Origin of the sequence: Candidatus Spongiihabitans sp. (genome assembly GCF_965247905.1) — a bacterium.
Taxonomy (GTDB): domain Bacteria; phylum Pseudomonadota; class Gammaproteobacteria; order Arenicellales; family Poriferihabitantaceae; genus Spongiihabitans.
In genome coordinates this window covers 641764-663353 of sequence record NZ_OZ252047.1, presented here as the reverse complement: position 1 = coordinate 663353, position 21590 = coordinate 641764, and the positions used below count along the sequence as shown (strand labels likewise).

Here is a 21590-nt window from a genome sequence, read left to right as displayed (position 1 = left end):
GGCAAGCCATTGTTTCTTTTACGCTATTTACTTTAGACCGGAGGCTTTTAGTCGGTTGCCGCCAAACAAGCCATTGTTGTCGCCGCCGCGCATTGTCAGCGGCTGTCGCCGCTGAGTGTTTCACTGGATTATCGGGTCAAGCCCGATAATGACGGTGGGGAGCGTTAGGCCGTCATTCCCGCACCCCACCCCATCATTCCCGCCCTTCACACTCCGTCGTCATTCCTGCGGAAGCAGGAATCCAGTCAATTATTCGTTCCCCGCTTCCGCGAGGACAGGCTCCGCGTAGCGGGACACGACCGCCAAGGATGGCGGAAGTGCAGATTTTGCTGGGAGCAAAAATCTGCCAACGCCATAAGCCCAAGGTGTGTCGGACTCGCCGTGATGACCATCACCGCGTATGGTATATTTACTTATCGTTGTTATTTATTTATAACTGCAGTATATTTACCGTGCTCAAGTCAGCGTTTACACCACGACCAAATCAGTGAGGAGATCTAATGAAAGCTAAACCTAATGGCAGCAAACAGCAAGAGATTGAGAAAAACTTTGCTTATTTCGAGTCTGTTCTCCCCTCTTTGACCGACGGGGATTTCGGGCGATACGCGTTGTTGCGGCACGAGGAGATTATTTCCATCTACGACACCGCACGCGACGCGCTAACGACGGGCACACAACTTTATGACGACGGCCTGTTTTCTATTCAAAAGGTGGACCCGCGGCCGATTGATTTAGGCGCATACTCGCATGCCTTGCATCTGGGGTAGCCACAACAACTCCCAGATATTTTTGGATGTGATGGTGGTCGCCATTGATTTTGATTGGCAGACGGTCACCCCGCAATCACCCATCCCGCGATTCAAAGCGTTGCTGGACACTGGCGCGCAGAAAACAGGTATAACTTCTGCGGCTGCCGCGAAAATGAGTTTGTCACCTTCGGGGATGGTGCGGGTGCATGGCGTAGCCGGGGAGCAAAAGCACAATGAATACCTGTTCAGGGTCGGTTTATTTTTGGATGGCGCGATCAAAGTCATTGATGATAAGAGTTTGTTGAGTAGCCCACTTTCGTTTCTGAACAAGGACATTGAAGGTGTCGAGTTCAATTCCAGCGGCGGCTTTGACGTGCTCCTCGGCATGGATGTGATCTCAACCGGCTCGCTCAAAGTAGAGGGCAACGGCACTTTCAGTTTTTCGTTTTGACCGGATGCGCATCATGGACGACCTACCCAAAAAAAAGCGGCATCCGAGGATGCCTCTGTTGTGGAAGGTTGGAGGCAGTTAGGAATCAACCGCCTTAGCCATCAACCTTAGAAATCCACGCGCATGCCGAGGAGTGGCGGTCGCCGTCGTAGCCTGCGTTTTCGCTGTCCACGCTGGTGGCTTCGTAATACAACTTCATGCCGCCCGGGCCGTTATTCCTAAGTGGTGCGGGCGCAAAAAAAGAGGCATCCGAGGATGCCTCTTTTTTTGGAATTGAAACGATGGGTTAGTAGTCAAATTTATACACGCGCCAATCCGCGTTTTCAGAACCATCCCCGCCTTGACCCGACGGGCAACTTTGTTCCGTTGCTAACCGGGTTTCAGCGGCTTACGCTACCGATCTGGTTCTGTGGCGGGATAAAATTCGCCAGTTTCTCAAGGTCGGGTGTTGGCCTTCCCAATAGCGTTTTCTTTCGCCCGGGTTGGTGGTCATGCCAATTCTGCAAGCCATGATTGTTTCCTTGTGTGGTTGGTTAATAAGGCCCGGCGGCGGTTTGCGCCGCCACCGGGAAGGTTGGAGGGGTTTAGAAGTTGATGCGCATGAACAGGTAGTGTGTGTCGCCACCGCTATCGTCATCTTTATCAATGCTTAACGCTTCATAACCCAAAGTTACGCCGCCACCGAGGGAATGATACAGCCCCCAGTTGGTGGACGATTGTTCCACATCGCCCTGTTCCGATTCAGCAAACCCAAGTAACCAACTGGTTTTTTCGGTGATACTGCCAGACAGAAGCAACACTTGACCATCAATTTCTTCCTTATCGCCTTCTTCGATATTTTGCAAGCCAAACGCGACTTTCACCGCACCGAAATCGTAGGTTGCGGAGATGCCGGTGTGGATTTTGTCGGCGAGGGTGGCGGGAATGGCAGTCTCGGCTACGGTTTCCCTTGTTGGTATATCGCCCTCTTTAACAACCGCAGTAGCGAAAGCAGAATCTCTGTCTGCTTCATTAGCACCACCACTATTATAAATACCAGTCAAACGTGCGACTTCCGCGACATCGGCAGTAGTTTCTTCTTGATCTGAAATTCTCTCATCGAGAGCTGTCTCTGCGTTAGTTACTGTGGTTGCGGCAGCTTCTCGAGCGGCTGATGCTGTATTATGGGCTCCGACCTGCGCGGACGTAAGACCTGTAACGCCATACATTAACCGAGAGTCGCTATCAGCAGTGGTGTAAGCCGTTCGTGCAGTAGCCAGTGTTGTTTGTGCGGCAGTTACGGCTTCGTCTGCTCTCGTCTTAGCAGTATCAGTCGCGGTTTTCCAAGCAGCCGGTTTAGTACTTTGAGTTATACCAGCAATACCAAGGGTGTGGACTTCTGCTCCAAGGGTTGCAACACTTGCCAACCGTTCATCCATTCCCAATATTTTATCAATCGCATCACCATTGTCACCACTATTCTCCGCACGGTCAAATGCAACTGCGATAGTCAGGTTATCCACCGGTGCGAAAGAGAAACCTACACCGTAACCGCCTTTGTCTTGCTCATCGCTACCATTGCCTTCGTTGATGCGGTAATCCAGTTCCATAGAAACCGGGCCGAACGAGTTGGCATACTTGATGGTATCGGCTGTGCGGAAGATGCCGGGGGATGCGGCGTGACCGACCGTGTAAGTCGGGCTGACCAGCGTGCCGAAGGTGTTGAAGTAGGCGCTCCATTGCTGCCCGATGTTGATGCTGCCAAAGCCGCCGGAGATGCCGACGGTGGCGACGCGGACATCGCCAAAACTTCCGCTGCTGTCATCGGTGTTGGCTTTGACTTCATATTTGCCGCTAACGGTCAGGCCGTTGCCGAGGTCGCCGGAGTATTTGACGCCAAGCCGCGAGCCGAGAGTGTCGATGTTGGTCGAGTTGTCGCCATCGTCCGGCGAGTTGATATGTATGGCGTTAGTGATATTGCCATAAATGGTTGCTTCCGCGTGCGGCGCCATCACCGCGGCGGAGACCGCGGCTGCGAGTAGTTTCTTGTTCATGAAATAGTCCTCTGTTAGTGCATTTGCCGAGGACTGGTTTGCGAACAGGCGAAAACGGCTGAGCCGATGCCTTAAAACGCGGTCTGGTCAGGTGGTGGCAAGAGCCGGAAGCGACGGCGGTGCAACGCCCCTCACCGAATTATTCAGTAGGGACAGGTCGCGACCTATCCCTACTTTCACCGCATAATGTCAGCCGCCGCCGCTCGGTTGAAAACCTTGACTAAAACCGCGCAATGAATAAACTTGCGCTATGACACACCCATTAATTCAGGCGGCACAGAATGACCGAAGCCGCCGTTAAAGCCGATCGCCGCCGCCAACGAATCCTCTCGTCGTGCGTGCCACCGCGAAAACAGCGGACGAACGATGCATATAAAAGAGTTTAGTTATTATTTCAGCACCACCGGCAAAGCGGGCGGACTGTTCAGCACTGACTTCGTGTTCCTGCCGGGCGACGGCAGCGAGCAGAGCGCGATGGACGCCGCGACTTTGAAGCAATCCGTCAGCGCAGATTTTCATCGCCTACGCGAGTTGCTCGACCGCATGTTAATAAACGGCGATGGGGTAAAAGGCGCGCGCGAGCCGACCTTCACGGACTCGCCAGGGCAATCAACCGGCGGCTACAAATACGTCGGCGAAATCGTCAAGGGCAGGATGCCCGCTCTAATTCGCCCGCGCTATCAAGCCGATGTGGCATTCGCATTTGCCTGGCGCGGCCGGCACGCTTCGGCCAGCGTTAAAGTCAAACTCGAACTTGGCCACGAGTTGAACATCAAAGTCATGCAGGAGGTGCTGGCGTTACCAGACATCAGCATCGACGGCAACGCCCAGAGTCGAATTGAACGCCTGCAACAACTGCTGCGCTCGCCGCTGGACCCCGAAGCCAACCTGACCAAACTGCTGGACGCCCGCACCCCAGCGCGATGACGGCGCGAAAATGTTTTACTGCCGCAGCCGAGAATTGACAAGCAAGCATCCGCGATGAGTTCCCTGTCGTTTGACCCCCACAAAACCGTAAGAGCATTAACCCAAGCCAGACCGCGGCGGCGGAATGGTGGCGGTGAAATCGCGGCCGCGATGATGACGCCGATGATGGCGGTTTTTCCATCCCGCAATCATCGCTATTGCATCCGCCGCCAAAAAGTGGTGTACTCGGCATTCAATTACTCACATAAAGGACTATCACAATGAATCGACCAATGACCGCACTCGCATTCGACACCCACCAAGCCGTGAAAAACCTGCAGCAAGCCGGCGCCGACGAGGCGCTGGCTGAAGCCGTGGTCACTACCATCGGGACGGCCTTAGGCGAGAGCGTGGCAACCAAGATGGATATACAGGATGTTATAGCCGAGATAAAGATCATCAAGGCCGAGATAAAGGTCATCAAGGGCGAGATTAAAAGTAGCGAACTGCGCATCAATGCCGAGATAAAGATCATCAATGCCGAGATAAAGGGCATCAAGGGCGAGATTAAAAGCAGCGAACTGCGCATGAAGGGCGAGATTAAAAGTAGCGAACTGCGCATCAATGCCGAGATAAAGATCATCAATGCCGAGATAAAGGGCATCAAGGGCGAGATTAAAAGCAGCGAACTGCGCATGAAGGACGAGATTAAAAGCAGCGAACTGCGCATGACGATTCGGCTCGGCGCGATGATGGTCGCTGTCGGCGGCCTCATCATCGCCATCATGAAACTGTTTTAGTTGGCGACCACCAAGGGTCGCTCTTGCGCATCCGACCGCCAGGGATGGCGGAAGTGCAAATAATGTCGGGAACAATTATTTGCCAAAACCATAATCCTTTGCGCGATCCCCCCCACAACCCCCTAAACCCCCCAATCCGCCCCAAAAATTAACTTTTTTTAATATTTATGCAAAAAAAAGGGTAAAAACGCTTGCAATGCCGATAATTAGCCGTATACTCGCCCCTGCAATAGCAAATTATCGCGATGCAAATCTTAAATTAAATTTAATTTATCTATTAATGCACTAACAGAGGACTATTTCATGAACAAGAAACTAATCGCGGCGATTGCCGCAACAACTATGGCGGGGGCTATCGGATTTGCGTCGGTTGCGGCCGCCGCCGAATTCAACTGGTACGGCAGCCTCCGAGCAGGCGCGGTTTATAGCGACGTTGACGCGGGCGACGGCAGCAACTGGGACCTCGGCGCAACAGGCAACGACGGCAGCGTGGGTGGTCAAGGGCTTTACAGCCGTATTGGCATCAAAGCTTCCACCGACCTCGGCAACGGCTCGTCCGCTGGCTTGCATCTGGAACGTGGTGTGGGTTCTACCCTTAGCGTCCGTCACACCAATGTTTGGGTTGGCGGTGGTTGGGGCAAACTGACCCTCGGTCAGCAAGGCAACCCGTATCGCAGCGCCCGCAACTGGGATCAGACCTATTTCATGGGCGGTCAAATCGGTTCCGATGACGGCGGCAGCCGTATTGAAGGCGTCAAGTACTCAAGCAGCCTCAGCGGGCCGTTCCAATTCACAATCATGGCGACGGGCAATGATGGCGCAGGAAAAAGCGGCGTGGACCGATGGATCGCGGCGACCAGTTTTGACCTTGGTGCGGTTGCCGTGAATTTGGCGCACAACACTCGCACCGACGATGTGGGCATGGACAATACCGCCATCGGCGTCAACGGTTCGGCGGGTGACTTTGGTTGGTATCTCACCTACCAGAACGCCACCGACAATGTGGGTGATAACGATATGGATTCCCTCGGCGGATTCGTGAGTTTAGGCTTGTCCGACAATGACACCCTATACCTCTATCATGTTAATCACGACAAAGATGATGGCGCAAGTCCCACCGAGACCGTGCTGGGTTACTCGCACAGCATCGGCCCCGGCGTCACTTTCATCACAGAGTATCTGACGGTTGATAAGGATGTGGGCACGAAGAACGCTGGCGATGAACCGCAAGTTCTGGCTTTGGTGTTGAAAGTGGATTTCTAATCCTCATCGCTACACCCATTAAAAAGCCGGGGCTTCGCCCCGGCTTTTTTCGCCCTCCACCCTCGTGAAAACGGGGAACGCATATTTAACTGGATTCCAACCCCTGTTTTCACAGGGGTGACGTTCTTTCGTTGGAATGACGACGGAGAGGCGGCCTGGCCTGGATTCCATCTCCCCACCCCGTCATTATCGGGCTTGACCCGATAATCCAGTCAAACACAAGCGGCGAAGCCGCGACATTGCGCGATGGTGGCGGGTGGTGCTCGGGCGAAAAAAGAGGCATCCGAAGATGCCTCTGTTGTGGAATTGAAACGCGGTTATGCTAAGATCTTTAACGTTGCTACTGCTATGGCAATCATCGACGAGAGCAAAACGCCAATCAGCCATTTCAATGTCTGATTGCTTGTGCTCTGAATAGTCGTGTGTATGGCCTGAATATCTTCTTTGGTGGCAAGATAAGTCACATGCACCTCCAGCGCGGACAGGCGCGTTTCAATGGCCGCCAACCGACCGTCCCCACCGCCACCGCCCGGGCTGGCCGGAACCGGCGGGTCGACAACCGACTTCAAGGGAACGATATTGTCGCCGGGTTGATTCATTTTACATCCTCCATCGCAAGCCATTCCCAAACTGAAGACGGGGCGAATCCCGCATAAGTTCCATTCAATTTGAGAACTACGCCGGACGCCCCTTCAATTTGTTCATCGCCTTTGAGTCCTGCTTTTTCCGCCACTTTTTCGGAAACATCATCACTGCGCACCAAAAAGCACTTGTCGTTTATGGCGTAAACATTGGGGTAATGCGCCGTGATTCGGCTGCTTACCTCGTCGTTCTCACTCTGTAAAACAATGGCATGAATGGCCATGTCGTCCCCCATATTGTTGTTGATTCAATAATATCCGATGATTATAACCAGATGTCAAGGATGGCGACGGGAAAAAATGCCCCGCGAAACAAGCGCAAAAAAGAGGCGTCGGTGAGGATGCCTCTGTTGTGGAAGGTTGGAGGCAGTTAGGAATCAACCGCCTTAGCCATCAACCTTAGAAATCCACGCGCATGCCGAGGAGATGGCGGTCGACATCATCGCCGTCGTCATTCCAACGAAAGAACGTCACCCCTGTGAAAACAGGGGTTGGAATCCAGTTAAATACGCGCTCCCCGTTTTCACGAGGGCAAGCCCGCGCGGCGGGACACGACCGCCAGGGATGGTGGAAGTGCGGATTGCCGCTCTTGCGCGTCCCGCGCCCGCGGCATACATGCCATCCGTGGCAATATTGCTGGGAGCAAAAATCTGCCAACGCCATAAGCCCAAGGTGTGTGCCGGACTCGCCGTTATTCTTAATGTGGTGCGGCTTCGCCGCTTGTGTTTGACTGGATTATCGGGTCAAGCCCGATAATGACGGGCCGGGTGGCGTTAGGCCGTCATTCCCGCACCCCACTCCGTCATTCCCGCCCTTCACACCCCGTCGTCATTCCTGCGGAAGCAGGAATCCAGTCAATTATTCGTTCCCCGCTTCCGCGAGGACAGGCTCCGCGCAGCGGGACACGACCGCCAAGGACGGTGGAAGTGCGGATTGCCGCTCTTGCGCGTCCCGCGCCCGCGGCATACATGCCATCCGTGGCAATATTGCTGGGAGCAAAAATCTGCCAACGCCATAAGCCCAAGGTGTGTCGGACTCGCCGTTATTCCTAAGTGGTGCGGCTGTCGCCGCTTGTGTTTGACTGGATTATCGGGTCAAGCCCGATAATGACGGTTGATGAGTATTGCCGCCGCGTCCGTGCCGTCATTCTCGCATCGAACGGCGCGGCATCAAAGACCTTGAGGGCGCAGGAGCCGATGAGAAACTGGCCGAAGTTGTGGTAACCATCATCAGCACCGCCATTAGCGACCAGGTAGCCACCAAGGCTGAATTCAAAGCCGTTCGGGTTGACATGGAATATCACCGCAATACCGCCAAGGCTGACTTGGAAGACGCCAAAAAATCCATGATTATTATCCTCGGGACTATGATTGTCGACGCTATCGGCGCTGTGGCCGTTTTCGTCAGTGCCCTCGCCGTACACTTTTAGTAGTTTGGCGTTAGCCGCGACATTCATATCCACCAGACCAAAAAAAGCCGGAGCATTGCTCCGGCTTTTTAATTGGGCTTGGCAATCCAAGCCATTTTGGTTTGCGGTTTGGATTAGAAATCGTATTTGATTCCCAGGAAGATTTTGTTGGGCTCGCCGTCTTTCGCCAAGTCCTTGTCAAATTTGGCATATTCTGCGATGAACTTCACGCCTGGACCGAAACGATGCGAATAGCCAACGATGGTCTCGGTGTAGTCTTCGCCGAGCGTGACATCCCCATCGGCATCGTAAGTCGGGCGGTCGGCTTTGTGCGAAACATGGTAGGCGTAGAGAATATCCGTCTCGCTTACATTGAAGCCGAGGAAACCACCGACAGAATTAATATCATTTTCGTAGTTGTTGGTGTTCTGCTCGGTTGTATTGTAAGCCAGATACCAATCTACCGGGCCGGCTGAGCCGTTAATGCCAATCGCCGTGCGGTCGCGTGAAGCGGCGCCATCAACCCCACCAGCGTTGCGGTTGGCTTGGTCTTGATAGGTGGCTGTTTCACGATCCCGTACGATCTCTTCAGCCGGCGTTGCAGCAGCAACATCAACATACGCCGTTGGGGCAAATGCCGCTTGCGCGGGCAACTCCACATCACGGTTGGTCAAGTGATGAGCAACATTCAATTGGACAACACCGAAGTCGTAGCCAACATGAACAATCAAGCCGTCAATGCCGTCGTCATCGTCCACAGCGACTTTGGCTGCTTTGCCTTCCACCCCTTTGAGGCCAACTTGGGTAATATCCGAGGTCAGTATTGTGACTGCGCTGTCCAAATCGTGGGGATCAGCAACAGCCAGAGTAGAACGAAGCCATGCTTCTTGGTCAGTAAAGGGAGTGTCTGTTCCGTATTGAGTAGCGTCATTGGCGAATCCAGTAACCACCCCAGTTGCGGCGTTAACAGCAGCACCATCAAGCGTGCTTATTACCCTAACACCGGTATCAATCCCGGGCGAATAATCATCACTAGCAGGCACAACACCAACGCTCTGCGTCCCCGTGTCCCCGCTCATCCCGCTGTTATTGGCGGTTGCCAGGATGTTGAGCGAGAACCCGCCGGTATTCAAGGAGTAACCAATCCCTTCGTGACGATAAGACTCGCCAAAGTTGCCGCCGTAGAAGTTGGTTTGATCCCAGTTGCGGGCGTTCATATACGGGTTGCTCTGCTGGCCAAGGGTCAGTTTGCCCCAACCGCCGCTGAGGTAAGCGTGATTGTGCCGTTGACCGGTAGCGTCTTTGCCGATGCTTCGTTCAATCTTAAAGCCCGCTTCCATGCCGTTACCGAGATCGGTTGAGCCCTTGAAGCCGAAACGGCTACCGGGTGCACCGCCACCGTCGTGACCAACACCGCCGAGGTTCCAAGCCCCGTCGTCGTCTTTTTCGTCTCCGTCGACATAAATAGCCCCGGCGACCACCCGGCCATAAAAAGTCGCTTCAGCAGAAGCAACCGACGCAAATCCGATAGCCCCCGCCATAGTTGTTGCGGCAATCGCCGCGATTAGTTTCTTGTTCATGAAATAGTCCTCTGTTAGTGCATTTGCCGAGGACTGGTTTGCGAACAGGCGAAAACGGCTGAGCCGATGCTTTAAAACGCGACCTGGTCAGGTGGCGGCAAGGGCCGGAAGCGACGGCGACGCAACGCCCCGCACCGAATTATTCAGCAGGGACAGGTCGCGACCTATCCCTACTTTCACCGAGATGGCGGCGGCCGCTGACATTATGCGGTTTCGGCAGATTTTTGCTCCCGGCAATATTGCCACGGATGGCATGGTCGATACTCGTTCCATACGGTATCGACACTTCCGCCGTCCATGGCGGTCGGCAAATAATTGTTCCCGACATTATTTGCACTTCCGCCGTCCATGGCGGTCGTGTCCCGCTACGCGAGACGTATGGTTGACTGGATTCCAAATTTCGTTGGAATGACGGTTCTTATATTATCCCGTCATTATCGGGCTTGACCCGATAATCCAGTGAAACCTCCAGCGGCGGCGAGGTTGGCGTACGCCTTGGGCGTGTGGTGCGGCGTCCCGCTGCGCGGAGCCTGTCCTCGCGGAAGCGGGGAACGAATGATTGACTAGGTTGTGCGCATCATCCCTGATACGCGCCCTATGGACTCGCGGCGCTCGGCGGACAGCCGCAACCTACATGTCGTCGCTATGATCGATCTTGCCCTTTTTTTCGGCTTCTGCAGCGATAATGCTGCCAGCCGCGGCCGCAGCGGCCTTGGACAATGTTTCATTTGCAGCCGGTTTATTGTCGGTTAATTCTTTGGCAGGTTGGTCATCAGGCAATCGAACCCGCACTTCGCGATGGGCAAAGAAAATTCCCGCCTCGGCCAGAGCGTCCCTGACGTTGCGATAGGCTTCGCGCCTGATCACCCATTGCTCGCCGGGCTTGGTGGTGAATTTCATGCGCACGATGAGCGCGGATTCCTCAACCCGCATCACCCCCTGCGACTTCAGCGGCAGGATGAAGCTGGGTCCGAGCTCCTCGTCCTCAAGCATGGTCTGCCCGACCTGCTTGATGATCTTGCGAATCTGCTCAATATCGGCGTCATAGGGAAGGCGCAGCTCCAGTTTCATGGTAATCCAGTCGCGGCTCAGGTTTTTAACGGTCTTGATTTCGCCATAGGGAATGGTCTGCACCGCGCCCAAATGATGCCGCAGTTGCATCGATCTCAGCGAGATTTTTTCCACGGTGCCGCGCAGATCCTCTATTTCTATGTACTCGCTCTTGCGAAACGCATCATCCACAAGAAAGAAAATGCCGCTTAACACATCCTGCACCAGTTTCTGCGCGCCGAAGCCGATGGCGATGCCGACCACCCCGGCGCCGGCCAGCAACGGCGTGATGGCGATGCCTAGGGAATGCAGCACCGAAAGCGCTAAAAACGAGATCAGCGCGACGGTCAGGCAGGTGCGCATCAGCGGCAGCAAGGTCTCGGCCCGGGTCGCCCCGGCGCCGCCGCCCTCGCCTTCCTCAAGCGCGGTGATGGCGTCCATCTCCTGCGGCAAACTGCGTTCGATCAAGGCATTGAAGAACTCCCAGACAATGTAGGCAATGGTGGCGATGATCAACAAATTGATGCCCTGAGCCAGAAATTTGTTGCCGATGCTTTTCTCCATCAAACTGTCCGTCGGCAGGCCCAGCGCCAGGCTGAACATATACATGGCCACGGCGATCATCAGCAGCCGAAAGCCGTTTTGCACGATGCGAATAAAGCGGTTGGCGCGCGCCTCGAAGGTGATGCCGTGCAACCATTCAATGTGGGTCACGTTTTTAACCAGACCATAAAATATTCGGTCGGCGACGAAGAACGCCAGCGTGATCCACCAGCTGATGCTGACATATTGGGCTTCATCCCATTGCCCCAGATACGCCTTGTAAAGCCAAAGCATCCACAGCGACAGCAGCCAGGCGGTGAACACAAACGGCCACGTGGCATGCAAAAATTCCTGGGCAAAATTATTCTGCTGGTTGGCGCTTGCCTCGGCGATAAACATGCCGGTAATTTTTTTGCGCATCACCCAAATCCGGCTCAGGACAATCAGGTTCAGGGACAAGGTATACGGAATCAACAGCCCGTTAAGCTGCGCCGTGCTCATTCCGGCCGGGGCCAGATAGAGGAACAGCGCATCGCCAAACTCGATGATGGCGAAAAACACGATAAGCCAAAGGTAGAGTCGCCGTGAAGAATCATCGTCCAGCGGAATCGGCCGCAGCTCCGGCCGGTAGGGCGAGAAAATGTTTCTAAGCAGAATCATCCACAACCGGAACATCACCAGCGCCGCCAGGAGTTCCGTGAACATCAACTCGAAGTACCGGTTGTCGGCCAAGGCAACAGCCGCGACGGCGTAAGTCGCCACGGCCAGCACGGCCACGCCAACGAGCTGGACAATCACTCGGATAACAATGAACTTGCCCTTCAGCGCAGCGGTTTTCTCCTTGCCCTCGACATAAACATAGAGTCGCGCCAGCAGCTTGCGCGTGGTGAACAGCTCGGCCAGCAGCCCGGCGATAAAAGTGACCGCGAGGGCCATGAACACACGAAAACCGGACCAGCCGGTTGCCGGGTTAATCGACTTTGCAAATGCCCTGGAAAAAGCCTCGGGATAATCGGGGAATTGTTGCGCCATCGCCGCCAGCGCGTCGCCGAACACGGCAGCCTGGCTTTGTTGCATATCGTCACTCTCAGTCGGGCCATGGTTATTGGCGGTTTCGCCGGAACCGGTTTGTTCGGCATTAAGTTGCACTCGATCGCCCGCTCGATCGCCCAGCAGCATTTCGGTCAGCAGCGCGCGCAATTCTTCCCGGGAAATCTGCGCGGCCGCACCCGGTGGGTCAGCCTGGCCGCTATCCTGCGCAAAGTTTGGCAGCGCCGCGAACACCAACAGCGCGATGCTGAAGATCACCATTCCCGACCTGATCAGCGCACTGAATCGGAGATTTAACTTGTTGTCAGTATTCATTTTGTATTTTGCTGTTACCGGCCTTGAAGTTGTGCGCCTGATATGGGTATCGTTGAGTTTAATCGCGTTTGATTGGAATGCCAACCCGCGCAACCATTAACTCGAATTGCAAGGCCCTGAAGATGGCGCCCGAATATAAAATATGAGCACAGCGGTATATGGGGTGCGGCAGCATAAAGCGCGCCCTGGGCGTGCGGCGTCTCACTGCGCGGGAATGACGGTGAATTTGTATCCCGTTGCATAGACTGGTCCATGGGCTTTGACCCGCAGTTTGTCAATCTCTTGTGAGTCATGCGCATTGCCTGGGGTATAAGTCATCTTGTTAGCAAAACCATCCTCATCAGTATTGGCGCGCGTCGTCAAGTTCACTAATGGGTTTATGCACTACCACAAAGTCGGCAAAGGCGTGTCGGGCGGTTTGTTTCCAGAACATTTTGGGTCGCTTTGGGTGTATAGGCTCAGGCACATGAGACTATAAGAGGATAAAAAATCGGGCGGTCTGAGGTGAAATCCATTCGCTTGAATCACGGGCGACCGCCGCCAGCCCTCGGAATGAATCACGCTATCGATGCTGGTTTTGCCCTTGATGCTGTTTTGCAGCGTAAGTTTGGCTAAGTCAAAAACTCCCACTCTTGCAAGCGTTGGAATTTTGTTAATTGTGTTTCTGTTTAACTGAGCTAAACCAGCGATTTGTTCCGCGGTTAAATCAGCACAAAAATACTTTGAAACCGCTCTAAACTTTTTCTCCGAAATGCGGGAACGATTGTAATGCTTGTTTTTCCTTGGGTGGTCTCTAGTTTCTATTGCAACAATTCATTAAAAGCATCAAAAGGCGTTTTCCAGTTTAACACGTTACCCGGTCGGTCTCGGATTTTATATCCGGTTGCGGAAACTTTGAATATTATTTAGGTATACTGTTCCCGGATTTTTAAATAAGGTTCAAGATACTTTAAGGTATAGTGAAATGGTCATAACTAATTGTTCTATAAATGAAAACAAGCATGTCATTCGTTGCCGAATTTCGGAGAATAAATTCAGGGCGATTCCACGGCTGTTTTGCCTTGATATATAGACTTGCAAAGTCGCACAAATCACTGGCATCTCTGGCCCAGCGACCAGCCGATTGTATACTCAAATCAGACATGTATGCGTTCACTGATTCATTGCCCGTTTTGCTCCTTTCCAGCGGTGTTTTAGCGCCGCCCTCTCGGTCGTCATTCTCGCCGGCAAGCGGAAAAAACCGCCCTCCCTGCCGTCATTCCCGCCGAAGGCGGGAATCCAGTTAAATATCTGTCACGCGTAGCGTGACTCTTTTTGGCATCCGGCTTTGCCAGACACAAACCGGCGGCTACGCCGCAAATGAGTCCGGCTACGCCGAACGGCATATTCCACTGGATTGCCCGGCCAATAATAATATGGACCGACAATGACAAATGATAGGTAATGGTGAACCGAGAGGACAAAGGCGTGTTGAGACGCCAAAGCACACGAGAGAAAATGTCCGGCTACGCATCCTCCCTGCCGTCATTCTCGCCGTAGGCGGGAATCTAGACGCGGCGAAGCCGCGATAAAAGGAGTTCGGCTACGCCGAACGGTTTAATAACTGGATTGCCCGGCCAATAATAATATGGGCCGGGCAATGACGACCCTTATTTGTCATTCTCGCCGCAGGCGGGAATCCAGTTAAAACATGTCGTCCGGCGTAGCCGGACTCCTTTGAAAGAGTGTGAGTCTCGCTTCAATATGCGCCACGAAAATAGGTGTCAATATCTGCTAAAATCTATCCGAAATCGACCGCTTAAAGTATCTTGAACCTTAAATAATGACCATCTGAAATTTATTATGAACAAAATAAAAATAGCGGACTTGCAGAAAATTAATGATCGTGAACCTTTCGCCGCGCGAGTATCCAACGTTGACCTGGTGGTGATTCGTTATGATGATGAGGTGTCGGTTTTGTACGGCAGGTGTGCGCATCGTGGCGCCTTGATGGCCGATGGACAGGTCAGCGGGGACAATATCATTTGCGGTGTGCATGGTTGGGACTACCGCGTCGACACCGGCATCAGCGAATATAACAATTCGGAATATCTGGACAAATTCGAGAGTTGGATTGAAGGCCGCAAGGTCTGGGTTGACCAGGACGAAATACTCGCTTGGGAGAAAAAACACCCGCAGCCGTATGACCGCGACGCCTACCAAGGCGCCTATCAAGATCCGGTGGGCACGGCCGACGAGCCGCATGTCAAACTGATTCGCAAACTGGCCGGCGAAGGTTTGTCAAAAACCGGGCATCACGGCGCGGTCAGTGCAATGGGGGTGTCGCGCAATGATCTGCCGAAATGGGATGATCTGCAATTCATTGTCGGGCAACTGGCGAACTTGCCGTTGTTGGACGACGCCGAGGTCGACAGCGCGTTGGTGATTGGCCCGAATGCCGCCAAGCCATTGAAACTGAAAATGCCGTTGTTGGTGTCGGACATGAGTTTTGGGGCCTTGTCCGAAGAGGCGAAAATCGCCTTGGCCAAGGGCGCCGATCTGGCCGGCACCGGGATTTGTTCTGGCGAGGGCGGCATGCTGCCGGAAGAGCAGCAAGCCAATCGGCGTTATTTTTATGAACTGGCTTCAGCCCGTTTTGGTTTCAGTTGGGACAAAGTCAGAAAATGCCAGGCTTTTCATTTCAAAGGCGGGCAGGGCGCGAAAACCGGCACCGGCGGGCATTTGCCGGGCATTAAAGTACAGGGCAAGATTGCGGCGGTGCGCGGCTTGCAACCCGGGCAGGATGCGATATCGCCGGCGCGCTTTCCAGAATGGGACCGGATCGAACAGATACGCGATTTCGCGGCGGAAGTGCGTGAGCAAACCGGCGGCATTCCCATCGGCTACAAATTGTCGGCCCAGCATATCGAAAAAGATATTGATGCGGCTCTGGAAGTTGGCGTGGATTACATCATCCTCGACGGCCGCGGCGGTGGCACCGGCGCCGCGCCGCTGATATTTCGGGATAACATCTCGGTGCCCACCATGCCCGCGGTTGCCAGAGCCCGACGCCATCTGGATAGTTCGGGATGCCAGAATGTGACCCTGATCGCAACCGGCGGCCTACGCACACCGGCGGATTTTGCCAAGGCGATGGCGTTGGGGGCCAATGGCGTGGCCATTGCAAACTCAGCCCTGCAAGCAATCGGCTGTTTGGGAATGCGTGCTTGTCATACCAATAACTGCCCGGTCGGCATCGCCACCCAAAGAAAGGATTTGCGGGCAAGATTGATTGTTGATGAGGCGGCCAAGCGTCTCAATCGATTCCTGAACGCGTCTGTGGAACTAATGTCTATCCTGGCGCGAGCCTGCGGACACCCCAACCTGTGCGATTTTACTATCGATGACCTGACCACATTCGATCGCGATATGGCCTATCTCACCGGCGTTAAATATGGCGGTGTCGGGCAACTTGAATAATCATCCTTTTGAAAGACCAATGACAAAAACTGAGCAAGAATACAGCTGGCACAAAGTTGCCGAACCAGACGAATTGCCCGAAGGCCGGGTAAAAACCGTTACCGCCGAGACCAAAAGCATGGCCTTGACCCATATCAACGGACAGTACACGGCAATGGACAATCACTGCCCGCATCAGGGCGGACCCCTTGGAGAGGGTTCTATCGAACGCGGCGCCGATGGCCAGTGCTGGTTGCGATGCCCCTGGCATGGATGGGATTTTGATCCCTTGACCGGCAAGCCGCCAGGCGGCCATGAAGATTCGGGGCAGAAACTTTACCCGCTGGAGGTCAGAGAAGACGGCATCTATCTTGGCTTAGAAAAAGAGCCGATGAGGGAGCAGACGATTGCTGATGTCATGGTTGAAACCATGATCAATTGGGGCATCAAGTCGGTATTTGGCATGGTCGGACATTCCAACCTCGGACTGGCCGAGGCGATGCGTTTACAGGAAGCCAAGGGCAATTTAACTTACTACGGCATTCGTCACGAGGGTGCCGCCGCTTTCGCCTGTTCGGGATACGCCAAGGCGTCTGGGCGGCCCGCGGCCTGTCTGACCATCGCTGGGCCGGGCGCCACTAACTTGTTGACCGGGATGTGGGATTGTCATGTGGATCGGGCGCCGATATTGGCGCTGACCGGACAGGTGGATATTCAGGTATTGGGGCCCGGGGCATTTCAGGATATCGACCTTGCCTCCGCATTCGATGCGGTTACGGGTTTCAGCCAAACCGTATTGCATACCAGCAAGCATGGCGAACTGATGAGCCTGGCTTGTAAGAACGCCATCATCAACCGCAGTCCCGCACATCTCATTTTCCCCGACGATGTGCAAACCCTGCCGGTGACTGCAAAGTCAAAAGTGGGGCACCCCGAGGGTAGAATGGGCGATCAAAAAATCACCCCGGCGGAAGATTCGGTGAAACAGGCCATGGCGATGATTCATGGTCACAAGCGACCGATAATCATCGTCGGCTACGGCGCCAAGCACAGCATGGCCGAAGTCGTTGCGCTGGCCGAAAAACTCAATGCGCCGGTGTTGACCACATTCAAGGGCAAAGGGCAAATAGCCGACTCCCACCCGTTGGCGGCGGGCGTGCTGGGGCGCTCGGGAACGCCGATCGCCAGTTGGTTTATGAATGAATGTGATTTAATACTGGTGTTTGGCGCATCATTTTCCAACCACACCGGAATCACCGAAAAACGACCGATTATTCAAATCGATTTCGAACAAATGGCGCTGGGGAAATTCCATCCGGTGACCCTTCCGGTGTGGGGGGAAGTCGCGACTACGGCAAATATTTTAAGCGCGCGGGTGGATGATAGCCTGCATACCGTGGATCAACGGCCGGAACTGGCTAAGCGTTGGGATATATGGCGCGATGAAAAACTCAGCAGACGCAATGATGACACCGGCAAAGGCATCAATTCGGCATCGATTTTTGATTCGCTGAGCCGCTTGGCGCCAAAAGACGCCATCATCGCCGTGGATGTCGGCAACAACACCTATTCCTTCGGACGCTATTTTGAATGTGCGCGACAATCGGTATTGATGTCCGGCTATCTGGGTTCCATCGGATTTTCATTTCCCGCCGCCATGGGTGCCTGGGCCGCCACTCAGGACATAAAAGAATTAAACGGCAGGCCGGTAATTTCGGTTAGCGGCGACGGCGGATTTGGCCAGTATTTGGCGGACTTCACCACCGCGGTGAAATACGAAATGAACATCACCCACATTTTGCTGAACAACCATCAACTCGGCAAGATCACCAAAGAGCAACGCGCGGCGCAATGGAATGTATGGCAGACCGCATTGCACAATCCTAATTTTGCGGAATATGCGAAATTATGCGGCGCATTTGGCGAGCGCGTGACCCGGGCGGACGAGTTGGACGCGGCGATTCGTGCCGCATTGGCTCATGCCGGGCCAGCGATTGTGGAAGTGATGTCTGATCCGGATCTTATATAAAAATCAAGGTTCAAGATACTTTAAGCGGTCGATTTCGGATAGATTTTAGCAGATATTGACACCTATTTTCGTGGCGCATATTGAAGCGAAACTCACACTCTTTCAAAGGAGTCCGGCTACGCCGGACGACATATTTAACTGGATTCCCGCCTGCGGCGAGAATGACGGGCTGGGGGGACAATGGTGAATCGGAAGGCAATAAGTCCTTTTGAGAGGGCAATGGTAAATAAGTGTCACACAAAGCGTGACACAACCGGCGGCTACGCCACTCTGGATTTGCGCCTGCCGGCGAGAATGACAAATAAGGGTCGTCATTGCCCGGCCCATATTATTATTATTGGCCGGGCAATCCAGTTATTAAACCGTCCGGCGTAGCCGGACTCATTTGCGGCGTAGCCGCGCCGTTCAATGCGAGAATGACGGCAAGGCGATGGTGCTTGTTGCTTGCCGCTAATGTATGAGCGCGTCCCGGCGGCTACGCCACTCTGGATTTGCGCCTGCCGGCGAGAATGACGGCCGAGACGGCGGTGCTAAAACACCGCTGGAAAGGAACAAAACGGGCAATGAATCAGACAACACATACGCTCGCATTGCCCGGCGATGCGTTGTCTGATTTGAGTATACAATCGGCTGGTCGCCGGGCCAGAGATGCCGGTGATTTGTGCGACTTTGCAAGCCTCGATATCAAGGCAAAACAACCGTGGAATCGCCCTGAATTTATTCTCCGAAATTCGGCAGCGAATGACATGCTTGTTTTTCATTTATAGAACAATTAGTTATGACCATTTCACTATACCTTCAAAATCAATTAGGGGTCAGAGTAGAAATTATTTGTTAAGCAAATAGATTCATTGCATGATGACCTGAGAAATGCAACAAATAGCTGTATAGCGTTTGGGAGTGAAAGATTTTAGAAGTCAGAAAAACCTGGCCCAAAGCCCCAATAATTTCTACTCTGACCCCGATCTTCAAATTCTGACCCACTGGCAATATATTTTCGTGTCATCTTGTAGCCTTTGGTGCATAACGACGCCGGCAAAACAACCGCACGTTATAAGTATGGCCGCAACACAACAGCCCGGCCAGGAAAACCGAAACACTGACGGGCAACAACAACCTCATCCGCGAAAACAGCGAGCCAATTTTCACGAGGATGACCACAAACCACGGCGCGAGAACGCCATGGTGATTGTGGCCGGGCAGGAAAAACCGTTCGGCGGCAGGCGCGGGAATTTTGCAACCCTGCGGGATTCGACCGCGCACAACCCCGAGGGTCAACCCTTCGCGAACCGGGTGTCAAGGGCGACGGTGTCGTCGGCCCGGAAGGCCAGCAGGACGCAGGCGCCAGCGAAGATGATCAGCGAAGGATGGTACAGGACTTTCGCCCCCTCGAGATACCACCCCCACGGGTCAATGATGGATTTCCAGACGCTTAGCAGAGTGATCCCCGTGACCACGAGCAGCACCGGGTAGGCGTAACGCCGCCCCAGGCCAGCCACCACCAAGAGGCCGAGCACAATCTGGATGACGCCGAGGATATGTTGCAACTCTGCCGTGGCGAAGAGGCTGAGGTAATAGTTGTTGGCGACCCACAGGGAGTGGGCGGCATTCACGAGTTTGTCCAGACCCCAGAAAATCATCAGAATCCCCAAGGACACCCGTAGAAACGCCAACGACGCTGGTTTTATCAATACGCTATTCATGGTGCGATCTCCTTCCGGTTTCGGTCGCGGGCGGAGCTTCCCCGGCCCGCGGTCTCCCCAACGGGGCTACGCTGCCCACCCTACCAGAAACCCCCTCGTTGTCAACCCCCTGTATAAGTCTGTGGATTCAACCCTGAAGTGCAACAGAGGGTGGTATGCCGAATAGTACTTGATTGGGCGTTTTCATGTTAAGACATTTGCGTGGTCGGTTGTTGAGTTGCTACATCACCCGTGCCAGTTGCGAGGTCTTGATGGTCGCAAGATCATAGGTCTTGGGAAAGGACTGCCGTATCAGTCCATTGGTATTCTCATTGGTGCCGCGCTCCCAAGGCGCACAGGGATGGGCGAAGTAAAAATCGCTTTTCAGGACACCGGCAACCGCCTCATGATCGGTGAATTCGCTACCCTTGTCCGAGGTCAACGTGAGCACCCGATCTTTGATGGGGGCAAGATTGCTGACCAACGACTGACCCACCACACGCGCCGTTCTATTGGGTAGGATGTCAAGGTACACAAACCGCGAAGCCCGATCCACCCGGGTCAGCATAACGGCGGTATTGTTTTTCCCATAGACTGTATCCCACTCCCAATCGCCGAGCCTGGCTCTTTGCTCGACCACCGCCGGGCGTTGCTCTATCGACACCCGATTAAGAATGGACCCCCGCTTATAGCAGGCAATTAGGGGTCAGAGTAGAAATTATTTGTTAAGCAAATAGATTCATTGCATGATGACCTGAGAAATGCAACAAATAGCTGTATAGCGTTTGGGAGTGAAAGATTTTAGAAGTCAGAAAAACCTGGCCCAAAGCCCCAATAATTTCTACTCTGACCCCGATCTCCCAAGGCCGCGCCTCGGTAGCCCGTGCGGTTTTTCGTTCATTTTTATGTAGAGCAGATCGCCTCTTTGTTGCAGTTCGCCGGCAATCTCCACGCGGTCGGCGGCGCGCCGCGCCAGCGATTTTGACGCGCTGGAACCGTCTGGCTGGATTAGCATGTAACCGTACTTTTTGTCATCTTCTCCCCGCACCAGCAACATCGCCGGAATACCCCCGAGCAAACAAACTTCGGCGCAAGCTTTGTGCACCGCGCCGACGCCCGGCTTCATCACCCCAAGGAAGCATTTTGAATCCGCCACTTCACCGCTCAGGGCGACCGCGCCCAACGATGTTGGTTTGGCAGAGGCGGCCAGCCTTGCCCTAAGCGCGTCATCGCCGCTATCCTCATACGCCGTGATCGGTCGCTGCGATGCCAACTCATGCATGCGCCACCCGCCGCGGCGGATCAGGTAGCCGGTTATGGATACCATTTTGTCGTGGAACGGACCGGCCAAATCATCGGCGGAAATTTTGCCCTGGTTGACCAGCAAAATCGACTCAGTCCGCTCCGGGTCGGCAGGGTCGATGCGGTGCAATACCGGATAAGGATCAACCACCAGCAAGCCACTGATCGTCTGCGTGGCATCGGTCAGCCACGATGCCGGACCGGCGCTTTTCTGCTGCGCCGCGATGGTGTAACCGGTCGCCGCCGCGAACGCAAACAGTAGCACCGTCAACGCCGTGTAAAATCTTTTTAAGCGCGTCGGCATATCGAGATAACCGACGAAAAACGGTTTTTGGGAAGGTTCGTTCATA

At 54.0% G+C, this 21590-nt stretch carries 24 protein-coding genes and 1 pseudogene; 10 read left to right on the top strand and 15 right to left on the bottom strand.

Annotated features, from left to right (window positions below):
* Nucleotides 1–500 precede the first annotated feature (500 nt).
* Complete coding sequence (locus tag ACP158_RS03255; RefSeq protein ID WP_424947550.1) at nucleotides 501–767, top strand: hypothetical protein; 267 nt, start codon at nucleotides 501–503, stop codon at nucleotides 765–767.
* The gene (locus ACP158_RS03250) at nucleotides 748–1200 is read left to right on the top strand and encodes a hypothetical protein (protein WP_424947549.1); all 453 of its coding nucleotides are present in this window, start codon (nucleotides 748–750) and stop codon (nucleotides 1198–1200) included. The genes ACP158_RS03255 and ACP158_RS03250 overlap by 20 nt, the downstream gene beginning before the upstream one ends.
* Nucleotides 1201–1588: 388 nt before the next feature.
* Here the strand turns inward: ACP158_RS03250 and ACP158_RS03245 are convergent, their stop codons facing one another.
* The gene (locus tag ACP158_RS03245; RefSeq protein WP_424947548.1) at nucleotides 1589–1711 is read right to left on the bottom strand and encodes a hypothetical protein; all 123 of its coding nucleotides are present in this window, start codon (nucleotides 1709–1711) and stop codon (nucleotides 1589–1591) included.
* A gap of 73 nt (nucleotides 1712–1784) precedes the next feature.
* Nucleotides 1785–3233, bottom strand: a complete 1449-nt coding sequence (locus ACP158_RS03240) for a porin (RefSeq protein WP_424947547.1) — start codon at nucleotides 3231–3233, stop codon at nucleotides 1785–1787.
* A 366-nt stretch (nucleotides 3234–3599) separates the two neighbouring features.
* Between ACP158_RS03240 and ACP158_RS03235 the strand changes: the two genes are divergently transcribed.
* From ACP158_RS03235 to ACP158_RS03225, 3 genes are all read left to right on the top strand, one after another.
* Nucleotides 3600–4160 (top strand): hypothetical protein, encoded by a 561-nt coding sequence (locus ACP158_RS03235; RefSeq protein WP_424947546.1) that lies wholly within the window; start codon nucleotides 3600–3602, stop codon nucleotides 4158–4160.
* A 272-nt stretch (nucleotides 4161–4432) separates the two neighbouring features.
* Entirely contained in the window at nucleotides 4433–4939 is a 507-nt protein-coding gene (locus ACP158_RS03230) for a hypothetical protein (protein WP_424947545.1), read from the top strand.
* Nucleotides 4940–5242: 303 nt separating this feature from the next.
* The gene (locus ACP158_RS03225; RefSeq protein ID WP_424947544.1) at nucleotides 5243–6202 is read left to right on the top strand and encodes a porin; all 960 of its coding nucleotides are present in this window, start codon (nucleotides 5243–5245) and stop codon (nucleotides 6200–6202) included.
* Nucleotides 6203–6519: 317 nt separating this feature from the next.
* On the opposite strand, the gene ACP158_RS03220 is transcribed toward ACP158_RS03225, so the two are convergent.
* The 8 genes from ACP158_RS03220 to ACP158_RS03185 all read right to left on the bottom strand — a co-directional run bounded on the left by ACP158_RS03220 (nucleotide 6520) and on the right by ACP158_RS03185 (nucleotide 14216).
* The gene (locus ACP158_RS03220; protein WP_424947543.1) at nucleotides 6520–6801 is read right to left on the bottom strand and encodes a hypothetical protein; all 282 of its coding nucleotides are present in this window, start codon (nucleotides 6799–6801) and stop codon (nucleotides 6520–6522) included.
* The gene (locus ACP158_RS03215) at nucleotides 6798–7067 is read right to left on the bottom strand and encodes a hypothetical protein (protein WP_424947542.1); all 270 of its coding nucleotides are present in this window, start codon (nucleotides 7065–7067) and stop codon (nucleotides 6798–6800) included. Before ACP158_RS03215 ends, ACP158_RS03220 begins: the two co-directional genes overlap by 4 nt.
* Before the next feature lie 824 nt (nucleotides 7068–7891).
* On the bottom strand, nucleotides 7892–8362 hold the full coding sequence (locus tag ACP158_RS03210; protein ID WP_424947541.1) for a hypothetical protein: 471 nt from the start codon (nucleotides 8360–8362) through the stop codon (nucleotides 7892–7894).
* Nucleotides 8363–8385: 23 nt separating this feature from the next.
* Nucleotides 8386–9831, bottom strand: coding sequence for a porin (locus ACP158_RS03205; RefSeq protein WP_424947540.1), 1446 nt, complete (start codon nucleotides 9829–9831; stop codon nucleotides 8386–8388).
* Between the two features lie 203 nt (nucleotides 9832–10034).
* Nucleotides 10035–10181, bottom strand: a complete 147-nt coding sequence (locus ACP158_RS03200; RefSeq protein ID WP_424947539.1) for a hypothetical protein — start codon at nucleotides 10179–10181, stop codon at nucleotides 10035–10037.
* A gap of 280 nt (nucleotides 10182–10461) precedes the next feature.
* Nucleotides 10462–12789 carry a mechanosensitive ion channel family protein gene (locus ACP158_RS03195; protein ID WP_424947538.1) on the bottom strand — a complete coding sequence of 776 codons (2328 nt, stop codon included), beginning with the start codon at nucleotides 12787–12789 and terminating at the stop codon, nucleotides 10462–10464.
* Between the two features lie 201 nt (nucleotides 12790–12990).
* The gene (locus tag ACP158_RS03190) at nucleotides 12991–13152 is read right to left on the bottom strand and encodes a hypothetical protein (RefSeq protein ID WP_424947537.1); all 162 of its coding nucleotides are present in this window, start codon (nucleotides 13150–13152) and stop codon (nucleotides 12991–12993) included.
* Nucleotides 13153–14003: 851 nt separating this feature from the next.
* Nucleotides 14004–14216 (bottom strand): hypothetical protein, encoded by a 213-nt coding sequence (locus ACP158_RS03185; protein WP_424947536.1) that lies wholly within the window; start codon nucleotides 14214–14216, stop codon nucleotides 14004–14006.
* A gap of 415 nt (nucleotides 14217–14631) precedes the next feature.
* On the opposite strand from ACP158_RS03185, the gene ACP158_RS03180 reads away from it, so the two are divergent.
* From ACP158_RS03180 to ACP158_RS03160, 5 genes are read left to right on the top strand one after another with little or no spacing between them, the layout of a single operon-like run.
* Complete coding sequence (locus tag ACP158_RS03180; protein ID WP_424947535.1) at nucleotides 14632–16248, top strand: glutamate synthase-related protein; 1617 nt, start codon at nucleotides 14632–14634, stop codon at nucleotides 16246–16248.
* Nucleotides 16249–16267: 19 nt separating this feature from the next.
* The gene (locus ACP158_RS03175; RefSeq protein WP_424947534.1) at nucleotides 16268–18256 is read left to right on the top strand and encodes a thiamine pyrophosphate-dependent enzyme; all 1989 of its coding nucleotides are present in this window, start codon (nucleotides 16268–16270) and stop codon (nucleotides 18254–18256) included.
* 55 nt (nucleotides 18257–18311) lie between these two features.
* On the top strand, nucleotides 18312–18443 hold the full coding sequence (locus tag ACP158_RS03170; RefSeq protein ID WP_424946183.1) for a hypothetical protein: 132 nt from the start codon (nucleotides 18312–18314) through the stop codon (nucleotides 18441–18443).
* Nucleotides 18444–18475: 32 nt separating this feature from the next.
* Entirely contained in the window at nucleotides 18476–18631 is a 156-nt protein-coding gene (locus ACP158_RS03165; RefSeq protein ID WP_424947533.1) for a hypothetical protein, read from the top strand.
* Nucleotides 18571–18717 carry a hypothetical protein gene (locus ACP158_RS03160; protein WP_424947532.1) on the top strand — a complete coding sequence of 49 codons (147 nt, stop codon included), beginning with the start codon at nucleotides 18571–18573 and terminating at the stop codon, nucleotides 18715–18717. Before ACP158_RS03165 ends, ACP158_RS03160 begins: the two co-directional genes overlap by 61 nt.
* Before the next feature lie 197 nt (nucleotides 18718–18914).
* On the opposite strand, the pseudogene ACP158_RS03155 reads toward ACP158_RS03160, so the two are convergent.
* The 5 genes and pseudogenes from ACP158_RS03155 to ACP158_RS03135 form a co-directional block, all read right to left on the bottom strand.
* A pseudogene (locus ACP158_RS03155) lies at nucleotides 18915–19017 on the bottom strand (IS1595 family transposase); the annotation flags it as partial.
* Between the two features lie 241 nt (nucleotides 19018–19258).
* Complete coding sequence (locus ACP158_RS03150) at nucleotides 19259–19519, bottom strand: hypothetical protein (RefSeq protein WP_424947531.1); 261 nt, start codon at nucleotides 19517–19519, stop codon at nucleotides 19259–19261.
* An 11-nt stretch (nucleotides 19520–19530) separates the two neighbouring features.
* Entirely contained in the window at nucleotides 19531–19959 is a 429-nt protein-coding gene (locus ACP158_RS03145; RefSeq protein WP_424947530.1) for a DoxX family protein, read from the bottom strand.
* A gap of 220 nt (nucleotides 19960–20179) precedes the next feature.
* Complete coding sequence (locus tag ACP158_RS03140) at nucleotides 20180–20602, bottom strand: IS30 family transposase (RefSeq protein ID WP_424947529.1); 423 nt, start codon at nucleotides 20600–20602, stop codon at nucleotides 20180–20182.
* A 177-nt stretch (nucleotides 20603–20779) separates the two neighbouring features.
* The gene (locus tag ACP158_RS03135; RefSeq protein ID WP_424947528.1) at nucleotides 20780–21589 is read right to left on the bottom strand and encodes a hypothetical protein; all 810 of its coding nucleotides are present in this window, start codon (nucleotides 21587–21589) and stop codon (nucleotides 20780–20782) included.
* Nucleotide 21590: the final 1 nt, after the last annotated feature.